Source organism: Pseudoalteromonas sp. P1-13-1a (assembly GCF_001401875.1).
GTDB lineage: Bacteria > Pseudomonadota > Gammaproteobacteria > Enterobacterales > Alteromonadaceae > Pseudoalteromonas.
On the sequence record NZ_LKDV01000025.1, the window covers coordinates 39000 to 57823 of the forward strand.

General features: G+C 40.8%; 18 protein-coding genes. 11 read left to right on the forward strand and 7 right to left on the reverse strand.

The window, feature by feature from the left end:
- Positions 1–10: 10 nt before the first annotated feature.
- Positions 11–1087 carry a YeiH family protein gene (locus AN391_RS14725; protein WP_055016101.1) on the reverse strand — a complete coding sequence of 359 codons (1077 nt, stop codon included), beginning with the start codon at positions 1085–1087 and terminating at the stop codon, positions 11–13.
- A gap of 137 nt (positions 1088–1224) precedes the next feature.
- Here AN391_RS14725 and AN391_RS14730 point away from each other — a divergent pair, with 137 nt between their 5' ends.
- Complete coding sequence (locus AN391_RS14730; RefSeq protein WP_055016102.1) at positions 1225–2103, forward strand: LysR family transcriptional regulator; 879 nt, start codon at positions 1225–1227, stop codon at positions 2101–2103.
- Between the two features lie 80 nt (positions 2104–2183).
- On the opposite strand, the gene AN391_RS14735 is transcribed toward AN391_RS14730, so the two are convergent.
- Complete coding sequence (locus tag AN391_RS14735; protein ID WP_055016103.1) at positions 2184–2570, reverse strand: hypothetical protein; 387 nt, start codon at positions 2568–2570, stop codon at positions 2184–2186.
- 186 nt (positions 2571–2756) lie between these two features.
- Positions 2757–3215, reverse strand: coding sequence for a thioredoxin family protein (locus AN391_RS14740; protein ID WP_055016124.1), 459 nt, complete (start codon positions 3213–3215; stop codon positions 2757–2759).
- 128 nt (positions 3216–3343) lie between these two features.
- Between AN391_RS14740 and AN391_RS14745 the strand changes: the two genes are divergently transcribed.
- From AN391_RS14745 to AN391_RS14760, 4 genes are all read left to right on the forward strand, one after another.
- A complete protein-coding gene (locus tag AN391_RS14745; RefSeq protein ID WP_055016104.1) occupies positions 3344–5902 on the forward strand; it encodes a CotH kinase family protein in 2559 nt (852 codons plus the stop codon).
- A gap of 77 nt (positions 5903–5979) precedes the next feature.
- Positions 5980–6894, forward strand: a complete 915-nt coding sequence (locus AN391_RS14750) for a polyphosphate polymerase domain-containing protein (RefSeq protein ID WP_055016105.1) — start codon at positions 5980–5982, stop codon at positions 6892–6894.
- Between the two features lies 1 nt (position 6895).
- Entirely contained in the window at positions 6896–7483 is a 588-nt protein-coding gene (locus AN391_RS14755) for a DUF4956 domain-containing protein (RefSeq protein WP_055016106.1), read from the forward strand.
- 1 nt (position 7484) lies between these two features.
- Positions 7485–8576 (forward strand): OprO/OprP family phosphate-selective porin, encoded by a 1092-nt coding sequence (locus AN391_RS14760; RefSeq protein ID WP_055016107.1) that lies wholly within the window; start codon positions 7485–7487, stop codon positions 8574–8576.
- Positions 8577–8946: 370 nt separating this feature from the next.
- Here the strand turns inward: AN391_RS14760 and AN391_RS14765 are convergent, their stop codons facing one another.
- From AN391_RS14765 to AN391_RS14775, 3 genes are all read right to left on the reverse strand, one after another.
- A complete protein-coding gene (locus AN391_RS14765; protein ID WP_055016108.1) occupies positions 8947–9828 on the reverse strand; it encodes an NAD(P)-dependent oxidoreductase in 882 nt (293 codons plus the stop codon).
- Positions 9829–10322: 494 nt separating this feature from the next.
- Complete coding sequence (locus AN391_RS14770) at positions 10323–10511, reverse strand: hypothetical protein (protein WP_152967906.1); 189 nt, start codon at positions 10509–10511, stop codon at positions 10323–10325.
- A gap of 324 nt (positions 10512–10835) precedes the next feature.
- Positions 10836–11165: a monooxygenase gene (locus tag AN391_RS14775; protein WP_327077729.1), complete on the reverse strand. Its 330-nt coding sequence runs from the start codon at positions 11163–11165 to the stop codon at positions 10836–10838.
- A gap of 131 nt (positions 11166–11296) precedes the next feature.
- Here AN391_RS14775 and AN391_RS14780 point away from each other — a divergent pair, with 131 nt between their 5' ends.
- A complete protein-coding gene (locus AN391_RS14780; RefSeq protein ID WP_055016111.1) occupies positions 11297–12187 on the forward strand; it encodes a LysR family transcriptional regulator in 891 nt (296 codons plus the stop codon).
- Between the two features lie 531 nt (positions 12188–12718).
- Positions 12719–13204: a hypothetical protein gene (locus AN391_RS14785; protein ID WP_055016112.1), complete on the forward strand. Its 486-nt coding sequence runs from the start codon at positions 12719–12721 to the stop codon at positions 13202–13204.
- A 27-nt stretch (positions 13205–13231) separates the two neighbouring features.
- Here AN391_RS14785 and AN391_RS14790 read toward each other — a convergent pair whose 3' ends face one another.
- Positions 13232–14437 (reverse strand): anhydro-N-acetylmuramic acid kinase, encoded by a 1206-nt coding sequence (locus AN391_RS14790; RefSeq protein ID WP_055016113.1) that lies wholly within the window; start codon positions 14435–14437, stop codon positions 13232–13234.
- 147 nt (positions 14438–14584) lie between these two features.
- Between AN391_RS14790 and AN391_RS14795 the strand changes: the two genes are divergently transcribed.
- From AN391_RS14795 to AN391_RS14810, 4 genes are all read left to right on the forward strand, one after another.
- Positions 14585–15073: a GNAT family N-acetyltransferase gene (locus tag AN391_RS14795; RefSeq protein WP_055016114.1), complete on the forward strand. Its 489-nt coding sequence runs from the start codon at positions 14585–14587 to the stop codon at positions 15071–15073.
- A gap of 177 nt (positions 15074–15250) precedes the next feature.
- The gene (locus AN391_RS14800) at positions 15251–16279 is read left to right on the forward strand and encodes an NADP-dependent oxidoreductase (protein ID WP_055016115.1); all 1029 of its coding nucleotides are present in this window, start codon (positions 15251–15253) and stop codon (positions 16277–16279) included.
- 48 nt (positions 16280–16327) lie between these two features.
- Entirely contained in the window at positions 16328–16945 is a 618-nt protein-coding gene (locus tag AN391_RS14805) for a glutathione S-transferase family protein (protein WP_055016116.1), read from the forward strand.
- 212 nt (positions 16946–17157) lie between these two features.
- The gene (locus tag AN391_RS14810; protein WP_055016117.1) at positions 17158–18780 is read left to right on the forward strand and encodes a methyl-accepting chemotaxis protein; all 1623 of its coding nucleotides are present in this window, start codon (positions 17158–17160) and stop codon (positions 18778–18780) included.
- Positions 18781–18824: the final 44 nt, after the last annotated feature.

Consider the following 18824-nt stretch of genomic DNA (forward strand, 5'->3'; position numbering starts at 1 on the left):
CATCCCAAATTTAAAATAGCTCAGCAATGCCTACATTAATGGCAAAGCCACCCAAAGTTAAAAACAAAAATAAACAACCTGCTAATAACAGTGGCTTTATACCTGCTTGGCGAATAGCGCCAACATGTGTGCGCAAACCTAAAGCCACCATCGCGATGGTAAGTAATATATTATCAAACCATACAATGGCGTTTGAAGCCCCCTGAGGTATAACCGATAACGAATGCACGCCACTCGCCACTATAAATAACACCGCAAACCAAGGAATCGTAATTCCCGATTTATGCTCGCTGCCATGTGCGTGTATGTTTGCATGCTTTTTAGTTTGCCAAAAAGATAAGCCTACTAAAAATGGCGCAAGCATCATCACGCGTAGCATTTTTTCTATCACGGCGGTGTCGGCTGCATTAGCGCTTACCGCGGTACCTGCTGCAACTACTTGCGCAACTTCGTGAATGGTTGAACCAACAAAAACGCCGTATGCGTGCTCGCTCAACCCCATATAATCAAACATAATTGGGTAGGCAAACATACTTAGCGTGCCAAACACCACCACCGTTGCCACCGCTACTGATACTTTATGCGCTTGTGCTTTTATAACGGGTTCTGTTGCCATTACCGCTGCGGCGCCACAAATAGAGCTACCTGCACCTATTAATATGGTTGTTTGCTCATCAAGCTTAAAAACCCGCTTACCTAGCTGTACTGCTAATATAAACGTACCAACAAGCATAATAACGTCGGTTAGTAAGCCATGCCAGCCCACGCCCGCTACTTGCGCAAAGGTAATTCTAAACCCAAATAAAATAACGCCTGCTTTAAGTAATATACTTTTAGCGTAATCAACACCTACATCGGTACGCGTAGCAATGCGCGAAAACACACTGTTGCCCACAATAATGCCAAGCACAATACCAATTGTTAAGGAGCTAAATTGCGCAGTTTGCATTATTTGTAACTTACTTAATGCAACAGATGCCCCCGCTAATACAACCACCAGCAGCATACCTAACCACCAGCGCGTATCACTGTACTGCTTAGTATTAATACCCAAAGGCTGAAACCCATTTTTAATAGCGCTAAGCATACTATTCCCTCACTTAAACCATGTTGATGTGTTGACTTAATTGTAAGAAAGCTCAAAATATAACTCCAATATATTAAAATCATGATTTGATAACTTAAAGTTATACAATTAAGAGTTATGCAATTTAAGGTTATACAATGAACTTACATGCACTTCGGGTGTTTTATACAGTGGCTAAATTGGGTAGTTTTTCAGGCGCAGCCGAAGCGCTTTTTATAAGCCAGCCTGCGGTATCAAAGGCTTTAAAAGAGCTTGAGTATCAACTAAACATACAACTTATTGAACGTGCATCTAAAGGTAAAAAACTCACCTTAAGCGAAGGCGGCCAAGCCCTATACGATCACGCACGTAGTATTTTTGCTATCGAAAAAGCCGCCGTTGACGATATAAAATCGCGCACGGGGCTCAAGCGCGGTACGCTCGTTATTGGCACCAGCACCACTATTGCCAGTTATTGGCTACCGCCTTATTTAGCTAAATTTTGCGCCCAATACCCACATATAAAAGTAGAAGTGCAAGTGGCTAATACCGCGCAAATTGAGCATGCGTTGCTAGAGTGCACTATCGATTTAGCATTGGTTGAAGGCACACCTACCGAGCCACATATAATAAGTAAGCACTGGCAAAACGATTTAATGAGTGTCGTTATACCGAGTAACGTTAAGCCCACTAAAAACTTAAAAGCATGGTTAAATAAGCAGTTTTGGTTATTACGCGAACCAGGTTCTGGCACGTTAGAAATGTCGGTAAAGTTATTAGCAGAGCACGGCATACAAGCAGAGCAAAGTATGCAACTAGGCAGCAACGAAGCCATAGCAAGGGCCGTCGCGCAAGGTATGGGCGTTGCTTTATTGCCAAACGTAGTCACAGAAGATTTAGTCCAGTTAGGTAAATTAACACGCCTGAGCCAAAAAAATAACGAGCAACTCTCTCGGCCACTTTATCAACTACATTATAAGGACAGGCCGTCATCACACGCTGCGCAAGCGTTCGAAAAAAGCCTGTTTAGTGGGTAGTGATTATGTGAGTGAAATTAGATCTGAGCTGTAAGGCAGGTAATAAAAAGGTTATGTAACATGAGTCGCTTGTAGTGGTGTTACCTTAATTTATTATATATAAGCCAGCTAGTTAAACCCATTGAAAGTACTAATAAATGAAGAACCAATGTTTCACGATTAAATTCACCAAATAGACTAAGTAAAAAAACAGGAAGTATACTTAAGATTAAAACTACCGGTAATTTAAATAAATTTAACTTTTGGAGTAATAAGCTAATAGGTAATCCGTAAATGAACATTAAAGGATAAAAATAAAATAAACTTCCCAACCCTATTGATACACCAAAACCAACTCCTGAAATTAATGAACTAACAGAAGTATAGTTTTCGATACCCGCATAGAAATAACAAAAACCAAGGACTGGTAATGCAATTAAAGGACTAAGAATCGCAGCAATCAAATTTTTACGTAGATCTTTAGACATATTAAGAAATGCTACAACGAGCTTGTAGATTAATTCGTTTTTTATTTGTTTTAATTGATATGCAAACCATAGCTGAATTCCTATTTTTGCTCAGCCAAAGGAGTTAAACCTCGACTTCACACATTAAAATACTCATGAGCTAGTCATAACAGCTAACCGGTAAGCTCTCATATTCCTAAGCTCTACTCACAAACCCTGTGTTAAATCTTGTGCTAACGTACCCGTTGGCTTTTCAACTACGCGAACTAACTCTTTGCCATTTTGTTTAACAATAAACGTAGGTGTGTATTGCAAGTCGTGCGCCTGTGCTATTCCGGCGTCGTCTTGCTTGTTGTAACCCACGGCCACATATTTAACGCTTGCAAGTTTTACCTTAGATTCATCAAGTAACTTAATAAGCTTTGGCACTTCGCGATGGCTGTCGTGGCACCAAGTGCCAAATAATACAACTAATGCCTTGCCTTCTAGCTTTTGCATTAGGGCTATATCTTGCTCGGTTGGCGTAAATGCGTTGTACTGCTTATTAAACTTATCGTAATCGCTTAACAGGGTTTGAGTACTTATCTCGCCTGAAAATGGCGCAGTAGCGGCATTACTTACAAGCGGCATGCTTAACGCGCACAATAAAATTAATTGTTTAAACATAAGGTTAAAGTAACTTTTAAAGTGAGTAATTAAGCTCACTATACTGAAGATTACTAAAAGTTTACACATTGTTTGCACCTTCTATTTTTATAGTTTGCCCACTTTAATAAAATAATAAGCGTGCATACATGAATATAAAACCTTTTATATTTTATTCAGTTATCGCCTCTACTACATTTTTATATGGCTGTGGCGGTACTGAGCAAACAACCGATAGCAGCACAGATCAAAGTACTGACTCATCATCAACAATCACGTCAACTGGTTTAGTTATTAACGAAATTGTCGCAAGCCCAAGCGATACAACCTACGATTGGATTGAGCTATACGCCACTGAAGATATAGCCGACTTATCGGTATTTTCACTTGTTGATGATAACGCCGACAGAGCGCCTCAAGCTTTACCCGCAGTAGCGCTTTCGCAAGGTGAGTTTATTGTTATTCAAGCCATTGATGAAACCGATACACCGCCCGATAGCGGTTATTACGTTACCTTTAAACTAGGCAGCGACGATGCGGTTACGTTATACGAGGACGGCACTGCTATCTCTGTACTTGATTGGGAAGAAGGCGAAGCCGCTGAAGGTTTTAGTTACGGCTTATACACCGATGGCACCGGCACCGCGCAAACACTAACGCCAACACAGGGCGCAGCTAACCAAACAGCCGATACCTCTACACTTGTTACCACGCTAATTGCTGAAGATGCGCCACTGCGTATAAACGAAGTAGTAGCAAAAGACAGCAGCGGCGGCGAGGACTGGATAGAGCTTTATGTAACAAGCAGTAGCGATGTTTATTTAGCAGACTACACACTAAGTGATGACAATAACGAGCAATTTGCTCTACCCGATATTACGTTATCGCCTGGTGAGTTTTACCGTATTTACGCAAGCACCGATGATTTAGGCGACCTGCCAAGCGTAGCGTTTAAATTAGGCGCAAGCGATACCGTCAGCCTTTACAGTAACAATGTAATTATAGAACAACTCGCATGGAAAAAAGGCCAAGCACTAAGTGGTTACAGTTATGGCCGCTACCCAGATGGCAGCGATGCAACTGCGGTATTAACTCCAACAGAGCTCAGCTCAAACAGCCAAGCAACCCACGGGCCACTCGTTATTAACGAAGTGGTGGCAAGTGCCGCAGACGATGGCAATGACTGGTTTGAGCTATACAATAACAGCGAAAATACAATTAACTTAGCCAACTACAAAGTTATTGATGAAAGCGACGACATAGACCCCGTAACCCTGCCCGACATAGATTTATACGCAGGCCAATACATTACTATTTATGCCACCGATGAAGATCCAGGTACTTACTACGTACCCTTTAAACTAGGCAAAGAAGACGAGCTAAGCTTAATACTCAACGATGAAGTAGTTGACTACATTGACTGGGATGAAAGTGATGTAGCCACAGGCTTTAGTTACGGCCTAAGTAGTAGTACAGGCTTTACTCATGCGTTTTTAACACCTACCCCAAGTAGTGAAAATACAGTTGCAACCGCCTTTACACCCACAGCGGTAAATACGCTTTCTATTACAATTAGCGACGAAAACTGGCAAGACATTCTAGATAACCCACTAGATGAGGAGTACCACGAAACCGCTATTACCTTTAATGGGGTAACACTCGATAGCGTGGCTATTCGCACCAAAGGCGGCTCAAGCTTAAGCAGCGTTGCAAACTCTAGCAGCGACCGTTACAGCTTTAAGGTTGATATTAACGAATACGTGTCGGGGCAAACGTTTTTTGGGCTAAAAAAATTCACACTACAAAACTCGTTCAACGACCCGTCGTATATGCGTGAAGTAATCGCCTACGAGCTAATGGATGAAATGGGCGTACCAACGCCTGAGCATGCCTACGTTAACTTTTATGTAAACGGCGAACTATTTGGTTTGTACTTAATGGTAGAAGCCGTAGATGGCGAATTTGTAGAAAAACACTTTGCCAACAGTAATGGCGATTTATACAAGCCAGATGGCACAGGCAGCGATTTACTATGGCTAGGTGACGACATACAAAACTACACCGATATAAACCTGCAAACCAACGAAGAGAGCACCGATAACGGCGCCTTTATTAACTTTGTAGAATCGCTCGATAAAGGCGAAACCAGTACCATAGATATAGATACACTGCTGCGTTATATGTCGGTAAGTACTTCACTGTCTAATTTAGATAGCTACCACGGGCCGCTTGCACATAACTACTATATTTATGATGACGATGGCGTATTTAGCATTTTGCCATGGGATTTTAACGAGTCATTCGGCACATTTAACATGAACTGTAATGGCGTAGATGTAAGAGAGCTTTACATTGATGAGCCTGTAAGCGGCGCATTAAGCGAGCGCCCATTAATTGCTAATGTATTTGCCGAGCAAAACAACCTTGATACATACCACAGTTATTTAACGCAGCTTATTAATGGCTCACTTTCAAGCGACACATTTAACGCACGCGTCAATGAAATAGCCGATTTAATTCGTGAGCACGTACAAAACGACCCAACTAGCTTTTATGGCTCAACTTACTTTGAGCAAAACCTAACCTCTACCACCGGGCAGTTTTACGGCTTAACCTCGTTTATGCAGTACCGCGTAGCAAATATGGCCGCGCAGCTTGATGGCACATTGCCCTCAGCGGGTGATGGCAGCGGATTTTGCTCAAGATAAACAATCCATCCTTTGTGCGGTGCCAGTACGCTGGCACTGCACTTTACTACTTTGCAATTTAATAATCTGAGAAAATTATGACAATTCAAGCACGTTTTAAGGATGAAATTTTTGAAAAGGACGCTTCAATATCACCAGTAGCAATTACTGCTATAAACACTAAAAATAAACAGGCACAACCTGAAAAGCCAAATGCCCGTACCCCATTAACAAGCTTAATTAACGAGTTACTTATTCCGTTTGAAGGTTACGGATTAAACGATCTTAACAACGCTAATTTAATGAACCGTGTAGACAGCAAGTTTATGCTACCACTATCGTTTTTACCTGAGCTGCTTACTCATATACAAGGGCAGTACCGTGTACTTGACATACAAGGAAAACGTTTATTTTCTTATTATAATCAGTACTTTGACACGCCCGAACTCGATTTATATAAAGCCCACCATAACGGTAAGCTTAATCGCTACAAAGTACGCCAAAGGCGCTATGTTGATACCGCTACCGAATACCTAGAAGTAAAACTAAAAAACAACCAAAGCCGCACAGTTAAAACACGTATAAAGCTCGAAAAAAATAACCAGCACGCTAACAACACGGCGTTTATTAAAGAGCAAATGCAAAACCACTTTGCACATTTAAACGTAACACAGCAAAGCGGCTATAACCGCATAGCCCTAGCTAACGAAGAAAAAGCCGAGCGCTTAACGCTTGATTTTAACTTGTGGTACAACACCCCAAAAGGCGATAACAAAATAACCTTACCGGGCTTTTTTATTGCCGAGCTTAAGCAAAGTAAAAAAACAAAACACTCGCCATTTTATAAGCTTATGAGCAAACACCACATATTCCCAGTCTCGTTTAGTAAATACTGCATTGGCTGTGCTTTGCTCTACCCCGAGCGCTTAAAAGTAAACCGCTTTAAACCTGTTTTAGCCCGTTTAAAACACCTTAACCGCACTAACCCACTTTTACCTTTAGAGAATAATTAAAATGACCAAATTAGATCTTATTTTTCTTTCCCGCTTTTTAATAAACATCTTATCGTTGGCTGTACTTTGTTATGGCTGTTACTTTCGGTTTAGTAAAAATGCAGTAGTGGCAGGCTCGTTTATTTTATTTGGCGTAGGCGTTTTTATTATTACCTTTTTACTGCACGGGGTTGATATGTCGATGGAGTTTGCCTTTGGCTTATTTGCCGTATTCACCATGCTAAGGTACCGCACAGAGTCTATTTCTATTAAAGAAATGACCTACTTATTCCTTGTTACTGCCATTGCTTTACTGACCTCTGTAGGGCAAATGAGCCTAATTGAGCTAAGTATTCTTAATGGCATTATTTGCTTAATTGCTTTTTTGATTGACTCAAGCGTATTTGTCAAACGCTACGAAGTACAAAGCGTGTGCTACGAGCGAATAGAAAACATAACCCCGCAAAACCAAGCCACACTCATCAACGATTTAAAACAGCGCACAGGCCTAAACGTAGTGGCCGTAGATATAGAACACATCGACTTTTTAAGAGACGTAGCGCAACTAAAAGTAAGTTACTTAGCTGAAAAACAAACAAAGGTAGCCTAACATGACCCCTAAACAAACGATTACTTATGCGGCTCTTTCAGCGCTTTGCTTTGTTAGTAACGCAAGTTTTGCCAAAATTAACGACGATATAGACCTAAGCGGCTATATCATGCTCGACTACAACAAATTTGATACCGCATTACTAGAGGGGCAATACGACAGCAACAGCTCAGAAAGCACCTCTGAAATACGCCGCGCACGGCTAAGTTTTAAATCAGACATAAGTAAAGACTGGAAAAGTAAATTTCAGCTTGGCTTTGCCGATGGCGAAACCGAAATAAAAGACGCCTACCTAGAATACTCTGGCTGGGAATTTGCCGATTTAACCATAGGCCAACAAAAAGAAGGTTTTGGCCTAGAAAAACTAACCAGCTCGCGTAAATTATTAATGCTCGAACGTAGCATGATAAGCGAAGCGTTTTCACCAGGGCGTAGCTTAGGTATTAGCCTTTCGGGAGACATAGCCTCAGTAAATTGGCAACTAGGCTATTACGAGCCCGACGAAGACGAAGCAACGTCTGTTGTTACAGGGCGCGTAACTTGGGTGCCATGGCAGCAAGATACTAACTTATTACATCTTGGCGTTGCATTTAGTGAAAGGCAGTACGATGGCAACGAATTTAGAGTGAATGAACCTCTTGAAGTTTATACCGCCGATTCATTAATAGAAGGCGATAAAATTAATGCCGATAACCTCTCGCAACAAGGCGTAGAGCTACTATGGCTTAAGGATAGATTTACCATGATGGCCGAGTGGCAACAAGCACAAGTAACCAGTATTGAAGAGTCAACCAATGATTACGAAGGCGGCTATTTGCAATTTGGTTATCAACTATCAGGCGGATACCGTAAGTATAAAAACGCAAAACTAGGCGCAAGCTCAGAGCCAGGCTGGGAAATCACAGGCCGCTACAGCCTACTTAAGCTCAAGCAAGAAAACCAAGACGCAAAAACCTACGCCCTTGGCGTTAACTACACCGTAAACAAAAACATAAAATTTATGGCCGACTACATTAAAGCCGATTACTTTGAGGCAGGCGGCACTATCACATCGGGTAATGCAATCTCATTAAGGCTGCAGTATTCGTTTTAATGGGCTTAGCGTGTTTAATCGGTTAACCTAAAACTATAAAGCCCCTGTGTTACACGTTACGTTTAATACAGGGGCTATTTTAATAGGGCTGTTATAAACAATATGATTATACACACTCTTTGAAAGTTACTTATCAAGCTGGTACTTACTCCACTAGCTTGAAAGTACTAATTACAGTGAAACTTAGTGAACAAAAGGTGAGCTATGGGCTAGTACAGGCCGCTATCGATAAACTAAACTTGCAAACGGGTTTAGGGGCAAAGTAAAAAACTTTTAAAAAAGTGTACTAAGGGCGAACTCGCTTTGCCTAATGTTAAAAGCAATGCATAGTAAAAATGCTACCCATGCCGAATCACTCTTAATTGCTTTGTTAGCTGCGTTTCAAAATTGGCAATACTTCTGGTGTTTCAGTATCTAGCATTTCCAAAACGCTTTTAAAGCCATGTATAGGTGACCACCCTAATTTGTCACATGCAGATGATGAATCATATACGCGATCTAAGCTTTGAGGTAGTTGCCAATCTCTTTGTTTAAATGCTAGCGCGATGTCAGGACATTGACGCTCGATGACAGATGCAGCATCAGTATATAGCGCTTCACAATCAGAAAGTTGAAAAGGTGTAGCGCCTGAGATTATAAAACGATTAAAACCACTTAAGCGTTTTTCCACAGAACATAAATGAGCGTTTGCTACATCACGAGCATCTATACCACGAGTAAGGCGAAATACTGCCATTAAATCCGCAGGTTCAGGAAAGCATCTCGACATTTGCAGCACAGTAACTGGAAGCTGAAACAACTTTGAAATTTCTTCTAGCTTAGCTTCAGCCGCAATTTTACTTTTATGATAAATCGACTTGGGTTGAGGAGTAACGTCTTCATTAATCCAACCTGCAATACCTTTAGGTGTTGAAGCATAGCCGTACAATGCAGTAGTGCTGGTAAAAATAAAGTGCTTAATACCTGCTTTTAATCCAGCCAGAGCGAGTTTCTCGGTCGCGTCTACGTTAATAGACTGAAACGCAGAATCAGGTACTAAACCCACATGGGGAGCGTGAAGAGCCGCTGTATGAATGATGACATCAACATTTTTAAGAGCCCGTTCAATCAGATCACTATCAAGAATATCACCAATGTAATCGGCTGTTGAGCAAGGCGTTTTATCAATGCCAACCACGTCATGGGTGCGCATTAATTTAATATAGATTGCACGCCCGACTCTACCGGCAGAGCCTGTTACTAAAACTCTCATCACCACACCTTACTAATGATTAGCCTCAAAGCAGCTAACAACCTTACTAGAGAACACTTACCCTATTTTAGCACGAAAACATCCCCATTTAATGAACTTATATCAATGGAAATAGTGTAAGCTATTGTCGGCTATAAATATTATGTCTTCTGAAGTTTATATAAGCATGTCAAAAAGCGGTAAATTTTCCCTTACTAAGTTAATAACGATTCATCAGAAAGACTATACCTCGCCCATAACCGCCCCAAAACATTTAAGGTAAGTATGAATTTTTAATTTGGAATCTCTATTTAATGCTTTGATTAGTTAAAGCCTAAAAACCAAATAAAAAACGCAAGCCCCCTATAAGGCGAGGCTTTGATAAGTAAGTTTCCAATAGGAGTCTGAATATTTCCCATTCAATGCTGGAATTGAGCTTATTTCTCAATTAACGCAGGAAGGGTTCACCCGTACGTTACTAGCCACTCAACTACATTAAAGGTATAAGGCTATAGTTAATTTGATAGGCGTACGCTGGCAAACTTCGCTAGTGCGGCATCAGCAGGCACTGGTATACCTTGATGTATTAAGTCAAGATTTGACCCCTTTAACCCTTTTAAGTCAAGATTTGACCCCTTTAACCCTTTTCTTACTTTCGCCCAAACTTGATCTAAACCCAAATAAAGCGGGGGGGAATTAGTCATACTTTTCCTAACCCCGTCCATCAGAACCTAGCAAGGACTTTAGAAGATTCATGTTCAAAAATGATTTTGATCGATCGTCTGCTGATCGCTCTTAGCCAAAGTTCGAATTATTGCTATAAACTGCACTTCCAGTTTAACTCATTTCTGCCCCTTTTCGAGTTAGCAAACTGCATATTTTGCAAATTGGTTTTGACCCATTACTTGTTTCGTTCGATTTACATCAGGAGTTATTGTATGAGATTAGGCCTAATTTTTTACATGTAATATCTATAAAATTTAGGCCTCATCATTATTTCTATTTTTACTCAAGAATGAACGGTTGAATTAGCCGTTGATCGGGCCTTTATTAATGGTAGTTAATGGTTGGTTCACGTCAAAAATCACACCGCGGACCTCATCCACGCCCATCTCTTTTAAGCGTGCGCTATGCATTGCTAGGTAAATCTCTGCGCTGTGTTGGTCTTCAAAAAGGTAAACACCACCAGCCAGTTTTTCGGCTTGATTTTCTGTCCATATTTTCCAGATCATACCTGGTTCATAGTTGATAGATTTTGCTAGGTCAACGAGTGCGTTCGACATCTCTTCGCCAAATGGGCCGTTAAATTCAAAATCGACTTGTAATAATTTCATGGTTATTTCTCCAAACAGATACATGGTATTGCGCTGAGACTCATGGTCAAATCGCAAACATAAGAGGCTTGATTGCCAGTTAGGATATATATTACCTGTAAAAAATAGACAAAAAAGTTCATAATATTGCCATTAACTGTCAGGATTTTAGACCGATGAAATTAAAAACAACCCTAGATCAATGGCAAACTCTTTATGAGATAGATCGTGCTGGAAGCATTCAGGCTGCGGCATTGCAACTAAATAAGAGCCATACCACGCTGCTTTATGCGTTGAGAAAATTGGAAGGTCAACTAGGTGTGTCGTTGGTTCAGGTTGAAGGTCGCAGAGCAGTGTTGTCTGAAGACGGTAAAGCGTTATTGCGCAGGGCTAGCAGCATACTAGAACAAGCGCGAGAACTTGAGCTGATCAGTGCGCAGTTAGCAAAGGGGGTTGAGTCTGAAATAGTGGTCGCAGTTGATCATTTGTGCTGTCTTGAGCGCCTTTATCAACCGATGGTTAATTTTCTAGCTGAAAATAACAGTACATCGATACAAGTGGTAGAAACTTCGCTATCGAAGACCACTGAAATGGTCTCTCAAGAAGTGGCCGATGTTGCCATTATTAATCTACCCATTACCAATTACCCTGCGGAAGCCTTTGGTTTTACCATGATGGAGCCCGTTGTGGCGAGCTCACATCCGTTAACTAGGATGACGTCTATATCGCTCAATCAGCTCTCGATGCTACCACAAATCGTGGTGAGGGATTTAGGTTCGGTTGAAAAGCTGGGCGAGAAAAAAGATGTGGGTTGGTTGAAGTCGAGTCAGCGTATTACGGTTGATAATTTCGACCATGCCTTTAGTGCGGTAGAACAGGGTGTGGGTTATTGCAGGCTGCCAAAGCATATTGTTGATAGCCGAGGTAGTGGGAAACTGGCTATTTTGAATGTGGAAAATGGCGGTGGTTATCAGGTTCCATTACATCTGACTTTACCTAAAGGGGCAAAAACGGGACAAGCTACAAAACGTTTTTATGAATTGCTTCTAGAGTCGGTCTCTAGATAAGTGGTTTTTGTAATACTCTAAATAATCCGTTGTTCTCTAATTTAGTAATGTAACTGACTATTTTTACCCAAAAATGAGTTAGCACCCATCTGCTATTCGCTCATAAACGCCTTGCTAAATTTTTAGCGTCAAATAACTTGGCCTATGAGGACAGTCTTTTAATACGGGTTCCAACAATATACCGCTATCCATAGTGTATTGAACCAAAAAAAATAAAGAATGAAACTTTAGATTGGCATCTCGATTTTACGTTTTATTGATTTTAAGCCTAAAAACTAAATTCCAAACCTTATGATAAAAACCCAAATAAGGAACAATAACACCACCGCTACAAGCCTTGCCACATATAGCTCTTCATTCCAGATGTGTGACAAACCATTCCAAAGTTGAATGAGAAAGAACATATAGCGATCTTTTTTGATCTAAAAACTGCGATTATCCACTTATGTGCAATTTGTCATAAAACTGCAATCAAAATAGGTGATAATTTAAACTCGAACTGTATTTTTTATAATCTAGAAGTTGAAGTAAATGAGCACACCAATGACGCAACTCACATTTGCGTTACAGTCTTTTGAAGATCCTCTCTCTGCGGCGATGGGCCACACAATGGAATACGAGCAGTTAACCTTACAAGCCAGTGCTATGCATGAAATAACGCTGCAATGCGTATTGCCCGACGACGCCCACGAAAACGATATTATTTCGTTGAGCGCAACGTATCCCAGTGCCCGTGATGCGCAATACTTTACTGAAAAAGCACTCACTAATGCCGATTTAGAGCGTGGCTATGTGTATTTAACCTTGAGTAAAATTACCCAAAGCCACTGCTTGGTAATGCAATTAATGCTGCACGGCTTAAACGCCACTTTAAAAAATAGTTTGCAGTTTGATATGCAAGTAACTGCATTTGAGGCAGGTTATAAAAAACAACAGCAGCTTAAAAGCCAAGTTAAGCCTCACGGCGTTAAAAAGTACTTTCGTAATATGAGCTCAAGTTTATTTTCGTTTTTTTAATGTGTTGATATACGAATTTACAAAAGCTTAATCAGCAAAACTCACTTTACCCATAGTCACCCCAACAATACCCTGCGCAGTGTTATTTAGGTGTTGCTGCTCACCGGCTAGGCATTCGTTTGCTAAAATAGCAAATAATACAGCCTCTTTTGCATCAGGGTCTATGCCCAAATCATCGGTATTTTTAAACGCTTTTATACTTGGGCACAGCGCATTAAGGTGCGCCATTAATAACGGGTTATGAATACCGCCACCACTTGCGTACACCACACACTCTTTAGCACTTTGCCCGCATTCATTTAACGCATTTGCAATTACCCTCGCGCTAAACATATTTAAAGTAGCCATTACATCTTCATGGCTTAAGTGCTGTGTATTTGTTTGCAGCTGAGCAGCATGCAAGTACGCTAAATTAAATACCTCTGGCCCCGTTGTTTTAGGCAGCTCAAGTTTAAAAAAGTCGTTGCCACACAATGCATTTAATAAGGGTGTATTTACATTTCCGGCTTTAGCTATTTTTGCGTCATCATCAAAGTGCATGCCTTTAAAATGCTGCTGCACGTACGCATCCATAATGGTGTTACCTGGACCTATGTCGCTACTAAATACGCTATTTGCATCACCGCTTTTAGGTAAAAACGTTAAATTAGCAATACCGCCCATGTTTAATAAAATGCGGTTTTCATTGGGATTTGCAAAAAATAAGTAATCGCCATATACCGCAAGTGGTGCGCCTTCGCCCCCAGCTGCTATATGTTTTTGCCTAAAATCGCCAATTGTTGTAATGCCGGTGGTAACGGCTATTTGGTCGCTGTCGCCAATTTGTAATGTGCCATTAGTAAAGCTTTTATGATTATGCTGCGACTGGGGGCAGTGGTAAATGGTTTGCCCGTGGCTGGCTATTACATCAATACTTGCCGGCTTTACCTGCCAAGTATGTAAGCACTGATTAACCATATCGCCATGGAGTTTACCTACCCACGGATGCAGTAAGGTTACTAGTTCTAAATCGCACTCTCGTTTGGCAAATACCTGCTTTATTTTAGTTTTATAATCGTTGTTATACTCAACGGTGGTAAAATTTAAAACTTCAATTTGCGTATTTATACCTGCGCCCGTTACTTTACACAGTGCTACATCGAGCCCATCTAACGAGGTACCACTCATTAAACCTATAATTAAACGGCTTGGTTTTTGGGCACTATTATAAAGGGCGGCTATGTGTGGGTGCATAAAGGTATCTTAAACAGGTATCATATTTTGCTTATATTAGAGTACTTTAAAACAAAGTTATAGGCGTAAACGGTTAATCTTTGTGATTGTGCAATCTCTAATTGCTTGCTAAGTTGCCTCGTATGCACCACACACTTAATTAAAACAATGATCACCCTAAGAGACTTTAAACAACAAGACGCACCACACATTATTAAAACCTTAAACGATGAAAAGGTTACGCGTTTTCTATCCTCTAAAATTCCGTTCCCGTATACGCAAGCCGATGCGGATTGGTGGATAAACCAAGGCGCTAAAAATGGGATTATTAAAGCCATTGTTGTAAATGAGCAATTTGCAGGGTGCATTGGCATAACGCCCGGAGAGTTTGAGTACAACCGCAGTGGCGAAATTGGTTATTGGCTTAATAGTCACTTTTGGGGGCAAGGAATAATAACTCACGCAATTACACAAATTTGCGATGAGGCCTTTAAAAACTCAAATCTAAACCGTATTTTTGGCGCTGTGTTTGCTGGTAATACCGGCTCTATAAAGGCACTGACTAAATGCGGCTTTGAAGCCGAGGCCATACTTAAACAAGCCATTTATAAAAATGGTGTATTTTACGATAGCCATATTTTTAGCAAACTAAAATAAACCATTTAGAATAAATACTCTGTAAAGGTTGAATTACCAGCCCCCCGCCCAAAACTCCTGTTATAAGGTACAAATTTGTACATACATATACTGCTTAGCGCGCATTATTGTTTATGCCAATTAGGTTATTAAACGCATAAACACTCGTTAAGTGGGTTAACCCAAAAGGAGATTTTTATGTCTGCAACTAGTCGTCAACTTACTTTAGCATCACGTCCGCACGGTGCCCCAACCGATGAAAACTTTGAACTGAAATCAGTAGATTTACCAGCGCTTGAGGATGGCGAAGTACTATTACGTACTATATACCTTTCACTTGACCCTTATATGCGTGGCCGCATGAGCGATGCTAAATCGTATGCCGATCCGGTCAATGTAGGCGATGTAATGGTAGGCGCTACCGTGTGCCAAGTAGAAGAGTCTAAAAACGATAAATTTAGCGAAGGTGAATGGGTACTTGCCTACACTGGTTGGCAAAGTTACGCCATTAGTAATGGTGAAGGCTTAATGCAATTAGGTAAAGAGCCAGAGAATCCTTCGTACGCACTGGGTATTTTAGGTATGCCAGGCTTTACCGCTTACATGGGCTTACTTGATATTGGCGCACCTAAAGAAGGTGAAACTGTTGTAGTAGCCGCCGCTACAGGGCCGGTTGGTGCAACCGTTGGCCAAATAGCTAAAATTAAAGGTTGTAAAGTGGTAGGCGTTGCTGGTGGCAGCGAAAAATGTAGCCACGCAGTTGAAAAGCTAGGCTTTGATGCTTGTATTGATCACAAAGCCGATGACTTTGCAGATCAGCTAGAAAAAGCTTGTGATAATGGCATAGATGTTTATTACGAAAATGTGGGCGGCAAAGTGTTTGATGCCGTATTGCCTCTACTTAATACCGCAGCCCGTGTTCCACTATGTGGTTTAGTATCACAATATAACTCTACCAGCCTGCCTGATGGGCCTGACCGTATGGGTATGCTAATGGGCCAATTGCTTACTAAACGTATTAAAATGCAAGGCTTTATAATTTTTGACGATTACGGCCATCGCTACGATGAATTTGCACAAGACATGCAAAAATGGCTTAAAGAAGGCAAAGTACAATACCGCGAACACATGGTAGAAGGTATTGAGAACACTGTAAGCGCATTTAACGATATGCTTAGTGGTAAAAACTTTGGTAAAACCGTGGTTAAAATTAACGAGCCTCTTTAAATTTTACAAAGCGTTACTGCACACGCAGTAACGCCAACAAGGACTGACATGATAAAACTACACCATTTAAATAAATCCCGTTCTAAACGTATTATTTGGCTTTTAGAAGAGCTAGATGTTGATTACGAAATTGTTGCCTACCAGCGCAACACAGAAACTTTTTTAGCCCCTGACGAACTTAAAAAAGTACACCAATTAGGTAAGTCACCTGTTATTGAAGACGATGGTTTAATTGTTACCGAATCTGGCGCCATTACCGATTACCTAATTACTAAGTACGGTAACGGAAAATTTGCGCCAAAGGCAGGCACCGCTGAATATGTAGATTATCAGCAATGGCTGCACTTTGCTGAAAGCTCAGCTATTTTACCGCTATTACTTAAAATGTTTGTTTTAAAAGATGGCGCTAAAACAACCTTTTTAGAAAATTACGCAGACGCAGAAACCGTTAAAGTAATTAGCTACTTTAACGACCGACTGCAAGGTAAACGTTATTTAGTAGGCGACACCTTAACTGGTGCCGATATTATGATGTCGTTTATTGTTGAAATTGTTAAAAACTCTGGTCAGCTAGGCCACTTTAAAAACCTCGTTAAATACGATGAGCAATTACAAAGCCACGAAAAGTTTCATACGGCTAATGAGCTAGAAGCTAAATACGATTAAGTACAAAACACAGATAAACCAAAGGGGCTTTTAAGCCCCTTTTTTAATACGTCTGCTTCAATGATTCCCAACAATGCACTCCTCCCGATAAAATTTGTAAAATAAATTAACAATTACCGGTCTATTATTGCTTAAATGCACTTTTTTGGGTGCATAATATTATAAATACCTCATTAATCACCTTTGGTTAGTGTTTAAATTGGAAAATAACTATGACAATCAACATGCGCCTAGTAACGGGCTTTGGCATTATTTTAGCTATGATGCTTATTTTGACTGTGATTGGTATATCGCGGGTAAGCCTTATTAATAGCAACATAACGCATATGACCGACGTAAATTCGGTAAAACAGCGTTACGCAATTAACTTTAGAGGTAGCGTACACGACCGTGCTATAGCACTTAGAGATGTAGTTTTAATAACCGAGCAAAGCACATTAAATACAGTGTTAACTGATATAAAAGAGCTGGATGCATTTTATCAAACCTCAAGTCGTGCTATGCATGCTTTAGTGAGTGAAATGAGCAGCGAAGAGCGCGCGTTAATAACTAAAATTAACCAAATAGAACAACAAACGCAGCCGTATATTAAAGCGGTTATTAATGCTAAAAATAGCGAGAACTTAAACGAGGCGTCGCGTATTTTATTAACCGATGCCCGCCCTGCATTTACGCTTTGGTTAAACACTATAAACCAGTTTATAGATTTACAAGAGCAAGCAAATCAGGCCACAACCGTTGAAACCCGCGAAGTAGCTAGCTCCTTTGCAGTATGGATGATTGCGCTTACTGCGTTTGCTATTTTAATTGGTGCAAGCGTGGCGTACGTAATTAGTTTGCGTATAAGAGATTCTGTAGGTGGTGAGCCACAAGAAGCCGCTAAAGTAATAGCGCTAATTTCACAAGGCGATTTAACTGCAAATGTAGATTCGTGCTGCCCAAATAGCATGATGGCCTCAGTAGCCGTTATGCAAAGTAAATTAAAAACTATTGTAGATAGCATTATTAATTCATCTGATGAGCTCTCTACGCACTCGGCAAGTGTTGCCTCTGGCTCACAACAAGCACTTAGCGCAGCCGATGCGCAGGTTACCTACACAAACTCTGCAGTAAGTAGCTTAGAAGACATGAGCCGCAGTATAAACGCAGTTGCAGGCTCTGTTAAACAAACTGAAGATAACTCAAAGGTAACCGCGCAATTATCGCAGCAAGGCAGTATTGCAGTGCAAAAGGTGGCAGCCGAAATTGAGCAAATTTCCGTAACGGTTAAAGCCACCGTACATCAAGTGAATGTGCTGCAAGAACATGTAAAACACATTGGCGATATATTAAGTGTGATCCGCAGTATTTCTGATCAAACAAATTTATTAGCACTTAATGCGGCAATAGAAGCAGCAAGAGCGGGTGAATCTGGCCGAGGCTTTGCTGTTGTAGCCGACGAAGTAAGGCAGCTTGCCCAACGTACAGGCGATGCGACCGGCGACATTGAAAAAATGATTTTACAAGTGCAAGAAAACACGCAAGCGTCGGTGACCGCTATGGAAACCACCGTACCCCAGGTAGAAAATGGCTTAACTCTAACCCACGAGGCAAATGAGCTGCTTAACCAAATACAACAACAAGCCAACGACTCATTAAATAATGTGCTTGAAATTGTAGAAGCCACATCAAACCAAGTAGCAACCGTTGCACAAATTAGTTCAGGCGTTGAAGAAATTGCCAATATGTCGCAAGAAACCAGCCAATCGCTTAATAACAATGCGCAAAAAGCCGTTGCACTAGCCGACCTTTCAACAACATTAAAACAATACATTAGTTACTTTAAAGTGAAGTAATTTTTTAACGCATACAACAAAGGGGCTTTCAAGCCCCTTATTAT